Origin of the sequence: Methylococcus sp. EFPC2 (assembly GCF_016925495.1) — a bacterium.
Taxonomy (GTDB): domain Bacteria; phylum Pseudomonadota; class Gammaproteobacteria; order Methylococcales; family Methylococcaceae; genus EFPC2.
This window is the reverse complement of record NZ_CP070491.1, coordinates 2,355,508-2,373,108: the sequence shown is the minus strand read 5'-3', so window position 1 is coordinate 2,373,108 and position 17,601 is coordinate 2,355,508. Positions and strand designations below refer to the sequence as shown.

The 17,601-nt window shown below is 54.2% G+C and carries 14 protein-coding genes and 1 pseudogene; 6 read left to right on the top strand and 9 right to left on the bottom strand.

Features of this window, described 5'->3' with window-relative positions; translation table 11 throughout:
- Positions 1 to 10: 10 nt before the first annotated feature.
- The 5 genes and pseudogenes from JWZ97_RS10025 to JWZ97_RS10005 all read right to left on the bottom strand — a co-directional run bounded on the left by JWZ97_RS10025 (position 11) and on the right by JWZ97_RS10005 (position 5,345).
- A complete protein-coding gene (locus JWZ97_RS10025; protein WP_205428480.1) occupies positions 11 to 1,159 on the bottom strand; it encodes an FkbM family methyltransferase in 1,149 nt (382 codons plus the stop codon).
- An 874-nt stretch (positions 1,160 to 2,033) separates the two neighbouring features.
- Positions 2,034 to 2,297: pseudogene (locus JWZ97_RS20055) on the bottom strand (transposase); the annotation flags it as partial.
- A 284-nt stretch (positions 2,298 to 2,581) separates the two neighbouring features.
- On the bottom strand, positions 2,582 to 3,814 hold the full coding sequence (locus JWZ97_RS10015; RefSeq protein ID WP_205428476.1) for an ABC transporter ATP-binding protein: 1,233 nt from the start codon (positions 3,812 to 3,814) through the stop codon (positions 2,582 to 2,584).
- A gap of 37 nt (positions 3,815 to 3,851) precedes the next feature.
- The gene (locus JWZ97_RS10010; protein WP_205428474.1) at positions 3,852 to 4,661 is read right to left on the bottom strand and encodes an ABC transporter permease; all 810 of its coding nucleotides are present in this window, start codon (positions 4,659 to 4,661) and stop codon (positions 3,852 to 3,854) included.
- Between the two features lie 54 nt (positions 4,662 to 4,715).
- Positions 4,716 to 5,345, bottom strand: a complete 630-nt coding sequence (locus JWZ97_RS10005; RefSeq protein WP_205428473.1) for a lipopolysaccharide assembly protein LapB — start codon at positions 5,343 to 5,345, stop codon at positions 4,716 to 4,718.
- Between the two features lie 165 nt (positions 5,346 to 5,510).
- On the opposite strand from JWZ97_RS10005, the gene purT reads away from it, so the two are divergent.
- Together purT and JWZ97_RS09995 are read left to right on the top strand one after the other, a co-directional pair.
- Positions 5,511 to 6,722 carry a formate-dependent phosphoribosylglycinamide formyltransferase gene (purT, locus tag JWZ97_RS10000; protein WP_205428471.1) on the top strand — a complete coding sequence of 404 codons (1,212 nt, stop codon included), beginning with the start codon at positions 5,511 to 5,513 and terminating at the stop codon, positions 6,720 to 6,722.
- Positions 6,723 to 6,832: 110 nt separating this feature from the next.
- Positions 6,833 to 7,423, top strand: coding sequence for a lytic transglycosylase domain-containing protein (locus tag JWZ97_RS09995; RefSeq protein ID WP_205428469.1), 591 nt, complete (start codon positions 6,833 to 6,835; stop codon positions 7,421 to 7,423).
- Here JWZ97_RS09995 and JWZ97_RS09990 read toward each other — a convergent pair.
- Positions 7,404 to 7,949 carry a nucleoside triphosphate pyrophosphatase gene (locus JWZ97_RS09990; RefSeq protein ID WP_240342306.1) on the bottom strand — a complete coding sequence of 182 codons (546 nt, stop codon included), beginning with the start codon at positions 7,947 to 7,949 and terminating at the stop codon, positions 7,404 to 7,406. The two genes, JWZ97_RS09995 and JWZ97_RS09990, sit on opposite strands and share 20 nt — an antisense overlap.
- A gap of 237 nt (positions 7,950 to 8,186) precedes the next feature.
- Here JWZ97_RS09990 and JWZ97_RS09985 point away from each other — a divergent pair, with 237 nt between their 5' ends.
- Both JWZ97_RS09985 and JWZ97_RS09980 read left to right on the top strand, forming a co-directional pair.
- Positions 8,187 to 8,624 carry an exosortase system-associated protein, TIGR04073 family gene (locus JWZ97_RS09985; RefSeq protein ID WP_205428465.1) on the top strand — a complete coding sequence of 146 codons (438 nt, stop codon included), beginning with the start codon at positions 8,187 to 8,189 and terminating at the stop codon, positions 8,622 to 8,624.
- Between the two features lie 53 nt (positions 8,625 to 8,677).
- The gene (locus tag JWZ97_RS09980) at positions 8,678 to 9,430 is read left to right on the top strand and encodes an OmpA family protein (RefSeq protein WP_205428463.1); all 753 of its coding nucleotides are present in this window, start codon (positions 8,678 to 8,680) and stop codon (positions 9,428 to 9,430) included.
- Between the two features lie 76 nt (positions 9,431 to 9,506).
- On the opposite strand, the gene JWZ97_RS09975 is transcribed toward JWZ97_RS09980, so the two are convergent.
- Positions 9,507 to 9,992, bottom strand: a complete 486-nt coding sequence (locus JWZ97_RS09975; protein ID WP_205428461.1) for a DUF934 domain-containing protein — start codon at positions 9,990 to 9,992, stop codon at positions 9,507 to 9,509.
- A complete protein-coding gene (locus tag JWZ97_RS09970) occupies positions 9,979 to 11,631 on the bottom strand; it encodes a nitrite/sulfite reductase (RefSeq protein ID WP_205428458.1) in 1,653 nt (550 codons plus the stop codon). The genes JWZ97_RS09975 and JWZ97_RS09970 overlap by 14 nt, the downstream gene beginning before the upstream one ends.
- Positions 11,632 to 11,985: 354 nt before the next feature.
- Between JWZ97_RS09970 and nhaD the strand changes: the two genes are divergently transcribed.
- Positions 11,986 to 13,302, top strand: coding sequence for a sodium:proton antiporter NhaD (nhaD, locus tag JWZ97_RS09965; protein WP_371822618.1), 1,317 nt, complete (start codon positions 11,986 to 11,988; stop codon positions 13,300 to 13,302).
- A 145-nt stretch (positions 13,303 to 13,447) separates the two neighbouring features.
- On the opposite strand, the gene JWZ97_RS09960 is transcribed toward nhaD, so the two are convergent.
- Positions 13,448 to 14,128 carry a response regulator transcription factor gene (locus JWZ97_RS09960; RefSeq protein WP_205428449.1) on the bottom strand — a complete coding sequence of 227 codons (681 nt, stop codon included), beginning with the start codon at positions 14,126 to 14,128 and terminating at the stop codon, positions 13,448 to 13,450.
- Between the two features lie 285 nt (positions 14,129 to 14,413).
- On the opposite strand from JWZ97_RS09960, the gene JWZ97_RS09955 reads away from it, so the two are divergent.
- Positions 14,414 to 17,590 carry a discoidin domain-containing protein gene (locus tag JWZ97_RS09955; RefSeq protein ID WP_205428448.1) on the top strand — a complete coding sequence of 1,059 codons (3,177 nt, stop codon included), beginning with the start codon at positions 14,414 to 14,416 and terminating at the stop codon, positions 17,588 to 17,590.
- The last annotated feature ends 11 nt before the right edge of the window (positions 17,591 to 17,601 follow it).

Here is a 17,601-nt window from a genome sequence, read left to right as displayed (position 1 = left end):
TGCCAATGTATTATAGATTTGCCTCCGCTAATTCTGCGGTGAATTTACTATAGACGTCGGCGTATTGAGCTGGGAAAAGTGCTAAATCCAGGTAATAAATTCTAGGCTCTCCAGATGCGCTAAGTTTAGTTCGTCTACTATACTGTATTAAGTCCAATACAAGCTGTTGCTTGTCGATAGCAGGGCCATAATTAATTAAAAAGCCAAAGTTATCAAAAACGCAAATAAATGGGTGGGTGGCTAAGAGATCAGAAAGCACATGTGACCATTCATGTAAGTTATCATATTTTCCGGTATCTGTTTCGACCCATAGAATTGGAAGGTGCTTTCTGATGAAACTCAGGTTTGTTGAAATAACGGTGGCGTCGTAGCCATCGGTATCGGTTTTGATGAGGGATACCGGTCTATTGGTAAGAGTATCCAGAGAAACTGTTTGCGGGCACTCTTCTTTTTGCATTATGTGCTCAGAATTTTTCAATACTCGAACCGTAGCGGTTCCGCGACTTTCGGTTAGGTGCAAATGCTGACCAGGCGGGCCAACAAACGCTTGTATTATTTCAACGTCATGGAAAATCTCGGGCAATGCCAGCTGATTGGCCTCAAGATATGTAAAGTAACTTCGAGAAGGTTCTATGGCGATGATGTGTGATTCGCAGCCAGCCAGGCGGAGCAAAGCGATGCTATCACCTATGTTTGCGCCGATGTCAATTATGCACTTGTCTGGGGCAGCTAAATAAGCTAGGCGTGAAAGGAATGGTAGCCGGCGATCATAAAGTGGGTATTGTTCTCGATAGATGTCCAATTGGTGGTCGCGTGGGGCTAGTAGGCGGCATTCTCTGGTATTGTCTTTAAGTTTAAGTTCGCGCGCGTCTTCTAGAGGTTGCCATTTCGCACTCAGATGTTCCTGTGGAGCGCGATTACGCAATGAGGGATATATATATAGCGGCCCGCGCTCGGCTATTTTGGTATTGAATGAGACATGCTCGCATGTTTCCAGACCATCGGCATCTAGTCCTAAGTAATCGCACGGAAGGGCCGATGCCAGCCGGTAAATGGCTAATCCGCCAAATGCAGATTGCACCGGAATAGGCGCATGGCCAGTGGATATGGGGATTTGACGTGAATAAATATAACGTTCGATTGCTTGATCGCTGGTCATATTTTTTCGGGTTCTATGTTCATGCCAACAATCTGTTGGGCACCATTCGGCTTGGCGTAGTGCCCATATGTCGTAGTAGAAAGGAAATGAATTACAAAATACGCCTTGTGTGTCCGGTGTATTCTGTAAGAACTGCATCGCGTCTCTAAACCCGTTAAGGTTAATTTCAACAGAATTGACGTTGTCAAAATCGATAACTATAAGGTGATCGTAGGACTTGTATCTACTATTTCGAATGTAATTTAGATAGGCATTTCTGGTAAACGCGAGTCTGTCCGTGCGTTTGGGCTTCCTCTCCAAGAGACCATCGAATTCCAATAAATGTCCTCTGCATACGCCTCGGAGCCATCGCTTCAATGTAGCCTTTGTGGTATCGGATGAGTCATTTTCTACAAAAATGAAGGCGGTCTTATCATAAAGGCTTGCGAAGCGCTCGATGTTGCGTAAAACCTTACTTGTATGGGGTTCGGCGTTTCTTGCACATCCGACAAATACAGCAGACAACTGCGCGCTAGCACGACGCTCACCTGAGAGGCATGAGGCGATTCGTCTACAACGCAGTTGTGCTTTATGGAAAAGTTTCATTCGTATAATAAGCGCAACACACTAGGAGAATACTTCTGTTAGTCGAAGAGCGAGCGAAATAAACTGATGCAGTTCTTTTCTTGTGAAGCCATTGAGCTACTGGTATGGGGTGATTCCAAGTAAATCTATAGTGAGATAGGTGCCTTGGGTTGTTTAGCAATAAGGCCGGGCTTCAACGGCCGTGACCCCCGCCTGCTTCAGGTACTCCAGTCGCTTCTCGAAATGCTGGCTGTCGTGTGGGTGGCGGCGGTGCCGGTCTTAATCTTTTTGATCAATTGTGTCGTTCGGTCCCTTCGGACAGCGCTTGAGCACCGGCCTCCTCGATGTGGTTCTCGAAGGTCCCCACCGTGGTTCGGTCTGGCACGCCGGCCGAATCGGACAATCCGCAGAAACGCGGGTAAGTCATCCGTTCTCGCCGTCGATATTCCATCTACTCGTTTGAGAGATTGTTCACCGGCTTGAGAACTAGGAGGCACACCATCGTCTCAGTGGGAAATGGCAGACGACCGCCCTGCAAGCTCACCAGACGGGGCGCTACTCTATTCACTGCCGCCACCTCAATAAATCGGACTTGATCATACTCTTCGGGGCTTCAAGGTTTTTTGGTTACTCATCGTACCGTTCAACACCCCGACTCGGGCGCCTATTTTGCCAGGTGCGGGACCAAAGGCCGAGGCTTTTCGAGATGCCGGAATCTAGGTTTTTGTAGATCAGATATCGTAGAATCATGAGGTTACGATCTAATTTTTCCTAAAAAATAGAGGACGTTTAAGTTGCCTAACAATAGCTCTAGAGTTCATCTAAATTGCTTGGGCATTGAGGTGCTCTTGACGTTTTTCAAGCCTTGTTGTGCTCAAGCAATTGCCAGCTGCATTCTAGAGGGAAAAAGCCTTGTCCAATTGTTCGAGTTCTATTAATTGAAGAAGAAACTATTTGAAAATGGAATAGATTTTCGCCATAAAAGATGTTTCTATCTGCGTCCGCTTCCGCTATGCCGATCCGTATGGAGTAAATTCCGGGCCAAAGTTTGATTTTTGATATGTTGCAAACAACCTCTAAAATACCAGGAGATATATTCCTATATGTTATGTCGTCTATGCTATCTGCATTTGCGAGGTATAATAGGTCTGGCGTATGTACGCCAACGCCGATACACATGCTTTTTAACGGCATCTTGAGATTGAATTTTAAGACGGCTTTAATGTCTTCGTTATGTTCAAACGTATCGGTCGTCTGGCCGTCCTGGTTATAAAGCTCAATTCCAATTAGGTCAATTTCATCTGTTCCGCATGTGGATGATACCCTAGTGCTTTGTTTCTTTATTTTTTCGTCACTCTTCTCGTAAAATAGGTTGCAGGTATCCTTGGCGGAGCCGTCGGCGATAACCTTGCCTTTCTCTAAAAGGACAACTCTTGAGCAGATTCTTTCTATCTGTCGTATGTTGTGTGAGACGATTAGGACTGTTTTTTGGTCTCGCTTGATCATGTTTTCCATGCGATCAAAGCATTTGCGTTGAAATGCGATGTCGCCTACGGCTAGGACTTCGTCCACTATTAATATTTCTGCATCAATACTGGTGGCGACCGCAAAAGCCAATCTAACTTGCATGCCTGAGCTGTATCGCTTCACAGGTGTATCGATGAATTGGCTCAACTCGGCGAAGTCGACAATGTCGTCAAATTTTTTGTCTATTTCTTTTTTTGAAAGGCCCAGGATGCTTCCGTTGAGATAAACATTTTCTCTCCCGCTAAAGTCGGGTACGAAGCCTGCGCCAACTTCGATCAGTGGTGCTATCCGACCGTTTACAGTTACTCGGCCTCGCGTAGGTCTGCTGATGCTTGCTAGCATCTTAAGCAAGGTGCTCTTGCCCGCGCCGTTGTGACCTATTATGCCGACGACTTCGCCTGTTTCGATGTTGAAGCTGATGTCGTCGAGCGCTAGAAAGCGTTCTCGCTTTGACGTTGGCTGTCCCAATATTCTTTTCATTCCATTGGCCAGGGTTGCCCTTAAGTTTGTCAAATGGCCAAGCGTGTATTCCTTGGTTACGTGATCTATTTCAATAATCGCCATGCGATTGTTCCGGGGTATGTTATGTTTTACGGTTGAGTTATATAATATCGGCGAAGTAACGTTCTGCGTTCTTGAAATAAATATAGCTCAAGGGCAAAATCAACAGGGTTAGTGCCAACCCAGGCCAGATAGAGGAAAAATCCGGTGGTAGGCCTTGTAATAAGGCGCGTTGAAAGCTATCAATAATGCCGGCCAATGGGTTGAGTGTGTAAATGGTGTAAAGAGGTTCCGACCAATCGCCAACAGCGCGTTGGACCAGTAGCTTATGTTTGACCAGCGTGAGTGGATACATGACTGGAGACGCATACATGGCCAAGGATAAAGTTACAGGCAATGCTTGGGCGATATCCCGATAGTAGACGTTAGATGCTGCGCCAAAAAAACTAATGGTCAGGGCGACTAACATTGTGTAAAGAATGATCAGTGGTAGCCAGACTATTTGAATTGTGGGCATTATTCTGTAGTAGCTCATCAATCCAGCTAGGATAACAAGGCTGATGCAGAGTTCTACGAGTTTTGTCACCATGGCGGTAATCGGAAATACTTCTCGTGGAAAGTAAATCTTTTTTATTAGGGCCGCATTGGATGTAACGCTACTGACTCCTTCGGAGGCGGATTCCTGGAAAAGTATCCAGGGCAGCAGTGCAGCGAAGGTGAGGAGCGCATAGGGTAACTCGCCGGTATCGATTCCGACGAAGCTGCGTACCAGTGAAAACGTCAGCATTAGCATAATGGGCTTAAGTAGCGCCCAGAACATTCCCAAGTAAGATTGCTTATAGCGTAATGATATGTTTTTCCAGGCCAGGACGGCGATAAGCTCACGATATCTTAAAAGTTTTATAGCCATTTCTTTTTAAGGCGTTAAGAGGGTCAGGATCTTGGGGTATCGCGAATGCAAATCTCAAAGCGATGCTTTAAGTTTCAATAGTGATTTAGAATTGGGCAGGTTGGTTAAGCCTTGCTCTATAATGGCATTAGCTGCCGATTTGTCGCCCTGCTTTAAATGAAAATTCGCGAGGTCCCGGTATGCTATTTCAAGCTTTGGGTTGGCCTTGATGGCACCCTGGTAATTGGATATCATCGGACCGAATTTGCCCAAGCCTCTGTTGGCTCTGCCTTCATAATATAAAATTAACGCGAAGTAGTTGCGTGCGGCCGGTGGGTATTGAGCTGGGCTGCTTTTGAACTTTCCTATGTCGGTGTAGCCTTCGAAGTTGCTAATGGCTGCTGAGAGCCATTGCGATTTTTCTGGAGGGTTGAACGCTTTTTCCCCGCGCATGACTTGCACGATACCCCCGCAGAAGTGGTTGGCTTTTCCATCATTCCAGCTTCCTGGTGCCTGTGTGGAGGTCGTATTTCCTAAAGCCTTTTTGGCTTCCTCGCTGAAGTAGTTCTTTGCTGCTCTACAGAGCGGTGGTAGTTGAAGGACTTCCGCTGCTGTCCAGTTACCTGCTGCAGGATCAATTGCTGTGGCATATTCGCTAAATGTTAAAATAAATGCCGCAAGGAAAGCTTTATATACGGGAGTCATGTGTGGTAGCTCGTGGTTGACGAATATATAATGCAGATTTCGAGTGAAAACTGTTGCCTTTAAACGGTAGGGCAATAAGCTTGTTGGCCTTTTAGGTTTCCGTGCTTGACTATCTTGGCAAGTCTCAGCGTAATGTGAATTATCATTTAAGATGAGGAAAGCCGCATGGTCCGATTACCCATCAATTTTGCTCCTTATTCCTCCTTGGCGGCTACCCGCGTTTTATTACTGGGTAGTGGCGAACTTGGCAAGGAGGTGGTTATTTCATTGCAGCGCTATGGCGTGGAGGTGGTCGCGGCCGACCGCTACACGCTGGCGCCCGCACATCAGGTTGCGCATCGCACTCATGTGCTCGACATGACTGACCCTCATGCGCTTAGGCGGCTTATCGAGTCGGAGCGGCCGCACTTCGTCGTTCCGGAAATAGAGGCGATCGCTACGGATGCTCTGCTATCCATTGAACATGAGGGTTTAGCCGAAATCATACCCACGGCGAGTGCGGTCCAGCTTACCATGAATCGGGAGGGCATCCGACGTCTGGCGGCTGAGGAGCTTGGTTTGCCGACATCGCGGTATGCGTTCGCCGATACCCATGAGTCTTTTCTTGCGGCCATTGAGACTATCGGTTTTCCGTGTTTCGTCAAGCCTGTGATGTCGTCTTCCGGGAAAGGGCAGTCGTTGTTGCGTTCGGTGGGGGACATCGGCAGGGCCTGGACGTATGCCCAGGAAGGGGGACGCGTTAAGGGGGGGCGCGTGATTGTTGAAGGGAAAGTGGATTTTGATTTCGAGATTACTTTGCTGACCGTTAGAGCGCTCGATGTGCACGGAGAATTGCGCACTTATTTTTGCGATCCGGTCGGGCATCGGCAGGAAAATGGCGACTATGTCGAAAGCTGGCAGCCTCAACCGATGTCCGCTGAGGCGCTCGCTGAAGCGCAACGGATTGCCGATTCCGTGTGCGAGCGATTGGGTGGACGAGGTTTGTTCGGGGTGGAGTTGTTTGTGAAGGGCGATCGGGTGTGGTTCAGCGAAGTCAGTCCCAGACCGCATGATACCGGAATGGTCACCATGGTCACTCAGGCCCAAAGCGAGTTCGAACTCCATGCACGTGCCGTCTTGGGCTTGCCCGTCACCACAACTTTGCGGAATCCCGGTGCCAGTGCGGTTATTTATGGACAGATAGAAGGAAGGAACGTGGCATTCGAGGGGGTAGAGCGGGCTCTTGCTATTCCGGGTACGGAGATACGCTTATTTGGCAAGCCGGAGTCGTTCCCTCGTCGCCGCATGGGGGTTGCATTGGCTTCGGGTGACGATGTCGAGCAGGCCCGTTTCCGAGCGCGGGCTGCCGCTGATTGCGTTAAGCCGGTTCGGGCATAAGGTTGTGCACTTGCAATGTGGCGCTTACGTGCAAGACTAGCCTCCCAGTGCTGCGCGTATTCGCCCCGACGAGGTAGACGATGTATGGATTAGACTCGAAATGGCTGGTGATGGCTTTGCTGGTGCTGGGCAGCGGGATTTCGTATGCCGATGTGTACAAGTACGTTGACGGTGCCGGGCACGTTTACTACACGGACAAGCCGCGCCACTCCGGCTTCCGATTGATCATCCATACTCCGGTTGCGTTTTCCCGGAGTGCGCCTTCGGGTGCCTTGGCATCGGCGCACTCTCGATACTCGAGCCGTATCTTCGAAAAAAATCGACAGCAGTACACCCCTTTGGTAGAGGCCGCCGCGGACCGTTACCGCCTCGACCCGGCTTTGCTGCATGCAGTGATTCAAGCGGAATCCGCATACAATCCGGGAGCGGTTTCCAACAAGGGCGCGGCCGGTTTGATGCAGTTGATGCCGGGAACCGCCGAGCGCTTCGGCGTACGTGATCGTTTCGATCCGGTGGAAAACATCGACGGTGGCGCACGATATCTCAGTGCGTTGCTGGGGATGTTTCGTTCCGACGTGCGTCTTGCGGTCGCCGCATACAACTCCGGCGAAAATACCGTGAGAAGATTCGGCAATCAAATTCCTCCCATTGCCGAAACTCAGGATTATGTGGATAGGGTCCTTAACTATTACCGGCGTTGAGGACGTTGACGCCAAAGCTTTCCAGCAGTCGGATTAGTCTGATGAGGGGGAGGCCGACAAGGGCGTTGGGATCTTCCATTTCCAGTTTTTCGAACAAGACCACCCCCAGTCCTTCAGACTTGAAGGCGCCAGCGCAGTCGTAAGGCTGCTCCCGCTCCACATAAGCGGCAATCATGCGCTCAGACAATGGGCGAAACCGGACGATGGTTTCATCTAGGTCCAGCCGGCTTTCTCCGCTACTGGAGTCTAAAACGCAAAGGCTGGTGAAAAATTTCACCGATTTTCCGGATGCTGCCCGAAGTTGCTCGATTGCGCGCTCCCGAGTCAACGGCTTTTCCAGTTGCTTGTTGTCGAGTGTCGCGACTTGATCGGACCCGATGATTAAGTGATGTGGGTAGCGAGATGCGAGGGCATGGGACTTCTCGCTCGCCAAGCGCAAGGCTAGTGCGGGGAAGAGTTCGTTCGCCTGCGGGGATTCGTCGACGGCCGGGGCGGCCCACTCGAAGGGTAGACCCAGTTTGGCCAAGATTCCGCGGCGGTAACGAGAGCTGGAGGCGAGCACCAGCGAAGGGCGTGAGGACATGGAATTACGTGGGTGATGCGCATGGTCTTGTGCGAGCGAGTGGAATTATACCGTTCGTCGGCCCGATTGAGATGGTGGTCAGGGTTTTTCGCAGAATCCCGGGAACTCTCCTACACTTGATTCGAGAAACTGGTCAAGGCCAGTTTCGTCATTCCCAAATAATGATTTAAGGAGGGGATCATGAATCATTTTCGCACTTTGCTTACGGCCGGCAGCCTAGCTTTGCTGACAGCTTTTTCGGCGCCTTCGTATGCCCGACACGATCAACAGGACCAAAGTTGGGGGTCGCGATTCGTCAGCAAGGCATCCCATGGTCTTGCCAACGTCGCGACCGGCGTCGTCGAACTGCCCAAGAATATTGGCAACATCACCAGCGACAGCAACATCTTTGCCGGCCTTACCGTCGGCGTAGTGCGCGGGGTATTTCATACGGTGAGTCGAACCTTGGTCGGCGCTGCCGAGTTCATTACGGCGCCCATACCGACCGATGATTTCGTGACGCCCGGCTATGTGTGGGAGCGCTATAGCGAGGATACCCGGTACTTCGGTCTGCACTACCCCTTGTACTGGACAAGCTTCGGTTCGCTGGATGAAGGCGAAGACTTGCGGGCCAAATGAGTTTGGCCGGTCAGGCCTGCCCTAACCACCGTTACGATATTCAAGGAGCAGTCATGAACAAACTACATGTGTTAACGGCCATCGGGCTCGGCGTGTTGCTGAGCGCCTGCGCGGCGCCGTCCCGTAACCTGGCGGCGTTGGATGCTAAGATCGACGAGGCTACTCAAGGGGATTTCGGTCAGTTTATTGCTCACGAGTCGCTAGCCGAAGAAAATCTCGCCCATGCCCGCAAGATCAAGCAGTACTGGCAGGACGATCATTATTGGAACATCGAATTGGAAAAATGCGCGCTGGATGCAGCCGGCAAAGCGGCGGAGCACCGAAAGCTGGCCGAGGAGGCATTGATCCGCTGGCATGACAACTGTGATCGTCACAAGGAGATCTGTCACCGTTTGGACGAGTTGGGGGGGCTGCACAAAGAGAATTTGTTGCCGGTCGCCTATTTCGATACTGGTAGTGCTGTACCCAAGTCCTTGAGGCAGGAACATATCGACTCGGTATTGCACCTGGCCAAGGACTATCCCAATTTGACGGTGGATGTGATCGCCTACACGGATACGGTCGGAAAGGCTCATGCCAATAAGCATCTGGCCGAACGTCGAGCCGATGCAGTGAGGGCTTTGCTAGTCAAGCAAGGATTGCCGGCCAGTGCCATCGTGCATGATGTGGCTGTCGGCGAAGCTCCGGGCCCGGACAATCGGCCGAGTGCAGAAAATCGCCGTGTCGATTTGCAGGTTCATCAGCCTACCGAAGGGCATCATGGCCATCGCACCCACTATGAACATGGCCGGCACGGCCAACATTGACGGCCGAAAAGATTAGGAGCCGGTATTCCAGTCACCAAAGGGCGTTCTTGCAACGCCCTTTTTTTGCGGCTCTGGTTTAACCGCGTCGACGGTATAGGGGGAGTGGCTGGTCTACCGCCGCCTGATAGCGGACGGTGAATTCGGATAGCGCCGGTAAAAGAGATTCGAGCGATTGCTCTTCCCCGAATTGGAAAGCGTTGATTCCTACCCGGCTCATGAAAAAAATCTGGTCACGGATATACTCTCCGCGCGCCCGGATTTCTCCGCGATAGCCATAACGCTCGCGCAGCAGGCGAGCCAGCGTAAAGCCGCGGCCATCCGCCATGGTGGGAAACTCGATGACGATGAGGGCGAAGTAGCCGAGATCGTCGGCCAAGTCTTCGAGCTTGTCTTCACCCCGCAATCGCAGGCCCAACTCGTCGGGGCCCGATGCCAAAGACGGATGTTCGGCCAGCCAGCGCTGACTAGACACCGTATAACGGCCTGCCGCCGGCACGGTCTCGTCATCGGCCAGATGCCGCCAGTCGTCCTCGACGATGAGTCCGTCCTTAATGATCTGCATAGACTTTCTCCTGAAAAGGTTCGACGCCGATGCGGCGGACAGTGTCCAGGAAACCTTCTTCTTCCCGGCGCAGGTCGGCGTAGATTTTGAGTATGGTCTCGACGACTTTTCCGACCTCGTTCTTGGCCAGCGAAGGGCCGAGGCGTTCACCGAGCGACGCATCATTGGAAGAGGAGCCACCCAGGGTGATCTGGTACCACTCCTCGCCTTTCTTATCGACGCCGAGGATGCCGATGTGGCCGACGGTATGATGGCCACATCCGTTCATGCAGCCGGAAATGTTGATGCGCAAGTCGCCCAGGTCGTAGAGGTAGTCAATATTTTCCAGCCTTGAATAAATATCCTGGGCGACCGAAATGGAACTGGCATTCGCCAGTGAGCAGAAATCCAGCCCCGGGCAGCAGATGATGTCGGTGGCGGTACCGATGTTCGCGGTTGCTAAGCCGAGTTCGTCGAGCGTCTGCCATAAGGTATAGAGATCGGACTCCTTCACGTCGGCGAACACCAGGTTCTGCGTGTGTGTTACGCGCAGTTCTCCGCCGCTGTAGCGGTCGCACAAATCGGCGACGGCATCCATTTGGGTATCTGTGATGTCTCCGGGCGCGACACCCGGGGCCTTGAGCGAAATGAAGACGGCTCGGTAGCCAGGAGTTTTATGTTCCGCGGTGTTGCGCCGCACCCACGCGGCGAAGCCGGGATCGCGTTCCTGATGCGTGACAAAGGCGGAATCCGGCGAGGATATCGTTTCGTAAGCCGGTGGCAGAAAGTACTGCTTGACCCGTTCAATCTCGCGGGCGTCGAGCAGTAGGCTGTCGCGGATATGAGCCCACTCTTCCTCGACCAGCGCGGTGAACTTCTCGATTCCTTCTTCTTTCAGCAGGATTTTGATGCGTGCCTTGTATTTGTTGTCGCGCCGGCCGTAGCGGTTGTAGACGCGCAAGATGGCTTCGAGATAGGACAGCAGGTGCTGTTTTTCGAGGTAAGGACGTATGGTCTTGCCGATGATGGGGGTGCGGCCCAGGCCGCCGCCGACCAGTACCTCAAAACCGATCTCGCCGCTTGCGTTCCTGACCAAGTGCAGGCCGACGTCGTGAAGCTGCGTCGCGGCGCGATCCTTGGCGGCGCCGCTGACCGCGATCTTGAACTTGCGCGGCAGGAAGGCGAACTCGGGATGCAGGGTGGACCACTGGCGGATGATCTCGCACCAGGGACGCGGATCCTCGAGTTCATCGACGCATACGCCGGCAAGATGGTCGCTGGTGACGTTGCGGATGCAGTTTCCGCTGGTCTGGATGGCATGCATTTGTACGGAGGCAAGCTCGGCCAGCATGTCCGGCACGTCCTCCAGCCTGGGCCAGTTGTACTGGATGTTCTGGCGGGTGGTGAAGTGGCCGTAGTTCTTGTCGTATTTGCGGGCCAGGTGCGCCAACATGCGCAACTGGCGTGACGACAACAGGCCATAAGGCACCGCGACTCGCAACATCGGCGCGTGGCGTTGTATGTAGAGTCCGTTCATCAGCCGTAGCGGCCTGAACTGATCTTCGCTCAGTTGTCCTTCCAGAAAGCGGCGGGTCTGATCGCGGAACTGGGCGACCCGTTCGTCGACCAGAGTTTGATCGTATTCGTCGTATCGATACATGGCGGAATCTAAATGTTGGAGGGCGGAAGCCTGACGTTCTGCGAATAGCTCCTGAGTCCGGGAGGAAGGGGCTCGGGGGCTTATTGCGATACTGTCGTAGAAATTGCTATGGCTATGATTTTACTTTATAAAGGGCGGCCATAGGAAATCAATTCGAAGGCTTGGGGCGCTTGCGTGGATTCGCCGCGCGACCTGAACAGAGTTTGCGCCGTTTCGCTGAAAATCAGGGGGGCTCGTTTGCCGGGGCGCAGGAGCGTTTCGGGGCGCGGGCGATCGTTTTTCAATTACTAACAAGAGGGTTTGGCTTTGTTACGCGCACTTGCATTTATCTCGCTGCTTCTGGTCGTGCCAGGTGTGGCGTTGGCCGAAGAATTTGACGTATTGGGCCTGACGAACACGCACCGGGGGCTTTACTGCGTTCTGATCTTCATCATTTCCTACGCCTTCGTCATGACCGAGGAGTTTACGCACCTGCGTAAGTCCAAGCCGGTCATTCTGGCTGCCGGCATCATATGGGCCGAGGTCGCCTATCTGGCCAGTTCCAATGGCGTGCCGGCGGAAGCGGTGCACACGGCTTTTGAGCGTAACCTGGCAGAGTTTGCCGAGTTGATGCTCTTCCTGCTCGTGGCGATGACCTATATCAACGCCATGGCCGAGCGCAATGTCTTCGAGGCTCTGAGGGCTTGGTTGGTCAATCGCCGATTCGGTTACCGCAAGCTGTTCTGGATCACCGGCGTAATCACCTTTTTCCTTTCCGCGGTAGCCGACAACCTGACTTCGGCATTGCTGGTTGGCGCCGTCGTCATGGCCGTGGGTGCCAACAGCCCGAAATTCGTTGCCCTGGGCTTCATCAATTTGGTGATCGCGGCCAACGCCGGCGGCGCTTTCAGCCCGTTCGGCGACATCACGACGCTGATGGTTTGGCAGGCCGGAAAAGCCGAGTTCTTCGATTTCTTCGAGTTGTTTCTCCCTTCGGTGGTGAATTTCGCGGTTCCTGCAGCCTTCATGCATTTCGCCATACCCGACGAAGCGCCGAGCTTCAGTGACGAGGACGAGAAGGTCGATCTCAAGCCGGGCGCTTTGGTGATCTGCGGCCTGTTCCTCTTGACCATAGTGACCGCCGTCAGCTTCAAACAGTTCCTCCACCTCCCGCCTTTCCTAGGCATGATGGTCGGTCTGACCTATCTGATGTTCTACGGCTACCGGTTGAAGCTGGTCTTCAATTACGGCAACTTCGGAAAGTTCGATGTGTTCCAGCACGTGAAGGATTCCGAGTGGGATACCTTGCTGTTCTTCTTCGGTGTGGTGTTCGCGGTCGGCGGCCTGGGTTACATCGGCTATCTGCAATTGGCCTCCGCCGCCATGTACGATGGTCTGGGCGCTACGACGGCCAATATCCTAATCGGCGTATTGTCGGCCATCGTCGACAACATTCCGGTGATGTTCGCCGTATTGCAGATGAATCCCGATATGGACATTTATCAATGGATGTTGGTGACGCTGACCGCGGGTGTCGGCGGTTCCATGTTGTCGGTCGGATCGGCTGCAGGCGTGGCGCTGATGGGGACCTCGCGCGGCATGTACACCTTCTTCAGTCATCTGAAGTGGACGCCGGCCGTGATCGCCGGCTACGCCGCCGCAATCTTTGCACACTATTTGATCAACGGATGATCCGCAAAGCCTTGTAATCGGTTGCACGCAAAAACGCCTGGTGATAGCCAGGCGTTTTTTTTGGTGCGGTGGGGCGTCGCTGATGTAACGGAAATGGGGAGGTGGCCGCCTTCTGCCTGACCGGCCAGCGATGTCTCCGCCGACCTCAGCTTGCCGAAGACTGCTGGGGGGCTTCCGATTCTCCTTCCTGCAGGTTGTCCAAAGTCGCCTGCAGCCCGATCACATCGCCGCCCAGCGCCAAGTGAGCGAGTTGTGCCGAATTGGTGACGCCGAGTTTTTTCAGGATGCGCGTCTGGTGTACGCCCACGGTCTTGGGGCTGGAGTTGAGCAGCTTGGCGATCGCTATGACCGTTCGACCCTCGGCCAGATGCCGGAACACTTCGAACTCGCGCGGAGTCAGTAATTGCAGGCCCCAACCCAGCTTGCCCGACTGGACGGGCGGCGAGTCGATGAAATAAGAGCCCCCATCGGCCACTATGCGGGCGGCGGCCAGAATCTCCGCAACCTTTCTTCTTTTGCCAACGAATCCGCGCACACCTATGTCCCGCGCGCGCTGGATCAGCATTTCGTTCTCATGAGCGGAGAATATCAAGATTCTTGCATCCGGCGAGCGCTGCAGTATTTTGCGCGCGACTTCCAGTCCACCGATATCCGGCAGGGACATTTCCATGATCACGACGTCCGCATTACAGTCCAGGTAGGACTGGTAGCCGGTATAGCCGTTGTCGGCTTCGCCAACTACTACGAAATCCGAGGACTGTTTGGCCGAGCATGTTAGGCCGTCGCGCACGACGGGGTGGTGATCGATCAATAAGAGTCGAATCATACCGGTCGATAGCTCCTGTGTTTCTGGGGCATGGGGAAAGTCCTGGCAGATGCCATGTCCCCTGCCCGCGGTTTCCATGGCATCGCCGCCCTTTTGGGGGCGGGCTAAGTTTATCCGAAATCTGGGTCATTTGTGCAGTAAGTCATTTCCCGTTAGTGGGGAAGTATGCGGAGGCCTCCTCAACATGAACCAATTCGAGTAACAAAACCGGAAAAATAGGGATTTTCTCTATATATATTGTCGCGGCTTGTGCTTGCAGGATTTTGTGATGATAGGGTGAGGCTCATGATTAGAAAAATAGGAAAACTTCCCCTGACATACTTACTGCTTACGGCGGGGGCGAATGCCGCGCAAGGCGCGGATACCGTCGTTCTGGACGATTTCGAATCAATTTCCGGATGGTTGGCCACCCGTTCCCCGAAAGCCGATTTGAAACTGACTCTTGACGCCGGCCGAACGGGTAAGGCAATACGGCTCGACTTTGCCTTCCCGGAAGGGGGAGGGCAGATTGTTTTTCACAAGCGATTGGGTATCAAGCTGCCCGAAAATTATGCGTTTACCTATCAGATTCGGGCAGAAGCTCCGGCGAGCGATCTGGAGTTTAAATTGTCGGGTGCGGGAGGACAGGATGTCTGGTGGAATCGACGCTACGACCAGACATTTTCCCCGGATTGGCGTGAGTATAGGGTGAAGAAGCGGATGCTGGATTTCGCCTGGGGGCCGTCCGGAGGAGCACCGCTCAAACGAGTGGAGTCCGTCGAGTTTGTCTTGACGTCTTCGGAAGAAGGGAAGGGCAGCCTGTGGCTGGACGATCTCCGACTCGAGAAACGCGACCCCGAGACGACCGGCCCCTTTTTGCCGACGGTGACCGCTTCGACCACGAGAGGCGCTTACACCCCGGACGCGGTGATCGACGGTAAGCCGGAGACCTTTTGGAAAAGCGACGGGCGATCCGAGCGGCAGTGGTTGATGCTGCATTTCCGGAAGAGTCGCGAGTACGGCGGGCTGATAATCGATTGGAGCCGGGAGGACTTCGCATGGGCTTACCAGGTGCAAATTTCCGCGGACGGAGTGCACTGGTTGCCGGTGCATTCCGTCACAGCCGGGAATGGGGGGCGCGATTACATCTATTTGCCCGACACGGAGTCACGCTTTTTACGTTTGGCGTTGAGCAAAAGCAGTCGCGGCCAAGGTTATGGTATCCATACCCTAAGCGTGCAGCCGTTCGAGTTCTCCGCCACGCCCAACCTATTCTTCCAGTCCGTCGCGAGTGATGCGCCGCGCGGCCTCTATCCGCGTTATTTCTTCGCGGAGCAGGCCTATTTTACGGTCGTCGGCGAAGACGACGGCGCGCGCCAGGAAGCGCTGCTCGGGGCGGATGGCGCACTGGAGGTCGACAAAGGCGCGTTTTCCATCGAGCCTTTTCTTTACGCTGGCGGCAAGTTGATCACCTGGAACGACGTCGATCCGGAGCAGGAACTCGACGAGGGCTATCTGCCGATACCGTCGGTGAAGTGGAAATACGATGGGCTTGCGCTAACAACCACCGCGTTTGCCGACGACGGCGTGCTCTATGCCCGCTACCGCATCGAAAACGGGCGGACAGAACGCGTACAGCCACGGTTGTTTCTCGCCTTGCGGCCTTTCCAGGTCAATCCCTTGTGGCAGTCCCTCAACATGGTCGGGGGTACGACGCGCATCGGCCGACTGAAGCAGGATGGACGCGCGATCTGGGTCAACGACGAACGCCTGGTTGTTCCTTGGCCCCAGCCTCTGCATTTCGGAGCGCTCAGCTTCGAACAAGGCTCCGTCACCGATGATTTGCTGGAGGGCAAGGTGCCGGGAGAATCCGAGGTCGTCGACGCTTTCGGCTATGCGTCCGGCGCACTGGAATATGACTTTGATCTGGCGCCGGGTGCGTCGCGTGAAGTTTTTCTGGCCGTCCCGTTTCGTGGGGCGAAGGATACACCGGAATCAAAATGGGTCGGAGAAGAGGGTGATAGAGCCGCGCGCTTTCACCTCCAGCGGGCTCGAGACGCCTGGGCCTCCCGCCTTGCTCAGGTGGAGTTCGGGGTTCCGCTGATGGCCCGAAAGTTTGTCGATACGCTCAAGAGCAATCTGGCCTGGATCCTGATCAATCGCGATGGTCCAGTCTTACAGCCGGGATCCCGTACTTATGCCCGTGCCTGGATACGCGACGGCGCAGTCATTTCTTCCGCTTTGCTCGGCATGGGCTACGCCAAAGAAGCGCGAAGTTTCATCACCTGGTACGCCGGCCAGCAGTTTGCCAACGGCAAGATACCCTGCTGCGTCGACCGGCGAGGGCCCGACGGCGTGCCGGAAAACGACAGCCATGGCGAGTTCATCTACATGATCGCCGAATATTTCCGCTATACGCACGACATCGGCTTCGTCAGGGAGATGTGGCCGCATATCGCCAAGGCCGTGTCCTACATCGAATCCCTGCGGAAACGGCGCCTGACCGACGCGTACCGGACCCGTGAAGAAAAGCGGATCTTTTACGGTTTGATGCCCGAGTCCATCAGTCATGAAGGTTATGCCGCCCGACCGGTACACGCCTACTGGGACGATTTCTGGACCCTGCGCGGACTCAAGGATGCCGCACAACTCGCCGAACGGGTGATGGATGAAGAGCATCGGCGGCGCTATGCCGAGTTGCGCGACGAGTTCGCCCGTGACTTGTACGCGTCCATCCGGAATGTCATGAACGCGCGCGCGATCGCTTATATTCCGGCCTCGGCCGAACTGGCGGATTTCGATTCGAACGCCGTGGCCATGTTCGTCACTCCGGGGGGGGAATTGTCCCGTCTTCCTCAGCCGGCACTGGCAAACACCTTGGACGAGTGGTGGGACTATTTCCAAAAGCGCCGCGACGGCGAGGTCGAGTGGTCGGCCTATACGCCTTATGAAGTCCGCATGGCCGAGGCCTTGGTCCATCTGGGGCAGCGCGAGCGTGCGCTGGCCCTTCTTGACTACCTGTTTCAGGGGCAGCGGCCCGCGGCTTGGAACCAGTGGGCCGAGGTGGTCTGGCGCGACCCCAAAACGCCCAAGTTCATCGGCGACATGCCCCATACGTGGATCGGTGCCGAATATGTCCGCGCATTTCGCAGTCTGTTCGCTTATGAGCGCGAGGCTGATCAAGCCCTGGTTTTGGCGGCGGGATTGCCGTCAGAGTGGCTGGCCAGCGGCGAGGGCGTATCGGTCAAGGGTCTGCCCACGTGGCACGGTACGCTCAATTATGCGCTCCGCCCAGCAGCAAACGGCGAAGTGCACTTGAGTCTGACCGGCGATCTGAGTTTCCCGCCGGGAAAAATCGTGGTCGCTGCGCCGAGCTCGACGCCGCTCAGGGGCGTCACCGTCAACGGCAAGCCCATCAACACCTATACGGATACGGAGGCCGTGATCGGAGCGTTTCCCGCCGAGGTGGTATTGAAATATTGAGCTCGTCGGGC

Bases quoted from the DNA above. Each gene is read 5' to 3' on its own strand.
- JWZ97_RS09970 (WP_205428458.1), bottom strand. From the start codon at position 11,631: ATGTATCGATACGACGAATACGATCAAACTCTGGTCGACGAACGGGTC.
- JWZ97_RS09975 (WP_205428461.1), bottom strand. From the start codon at position 9,992: ATGCAGATCATTAAGGACGGACTCATCGTCGAGGACGACTGGCGGCAT.
- JWZ97_RS10010 (WP_205428474.1), bottom strand. From the start codon at position 4,661: ATGGCTATAAAACTTTTAAGATATCGTGAGCTTATCGCCGTCCTGGCC.
- JWZ97_RS10025 (WP_205428480.1), bottom strand. From the start codon at position 1,159: ATGACCAGCGATCAAGCAATCGAACGTTATATTTATTCACGTCAAATC.
- JWZ97_RS09985 (WP_205428465.1), top strand. From the start codon at position 8,187: ATGAATCATTTTCGCACTTTGCTTACGGCCGGCAGCCTAGCTTTGCTG.
- JWZ97_RS09955 (WP_205428448.1), top strand. From the start codon at position 14,414: ATGATTAGAAAAATAGGAAAACTTCCCCTGACATACTTACTGCTTACG.
- JWZ97_RS09980 (WP_205428463.1), top strand. From the start codon at position 8,678: ATGAACAAACTACATGTGTTAACGGCCATCGGGCTCGGCGTGTTGCTG.
- JWZ97_RS10015 (WP_205428476.1), bottom strand. From the start codon at position 3,814: ATGGCGATTATTGAAATAGATCACGTAACCAAGGAATACACGCTTGGC.
- purT (WP_205428471.1), top strand. From the start codon at position 5,511: ATGGTCCGATTACCCATCAATTTTGCTCCTTATTCCTCCTTGGCGGCT.
- JWZ97_RS10005 (WP_205428473.1), bottom strand. From the start codon at position 5,345: ATGACTCCCGTATATAAAGCTTTCCTTGCGGCATTTATTTTAACATTT.
- JWZ97_RS09995 (WP_205428469.1), top strand. From the start codon at position 6,833: ATGGCTTTGCTGGTGCTGGGCAGCGGGATTTCGTATGCCGATGTGTAC.
- JWZ97_RS09960 (WP_205428449.1), bottom strand. From the start codon at position 14,128: ATGATTCGACTCTTATTGATCGATCACCACCCCGTCGTGCGCGACGGC.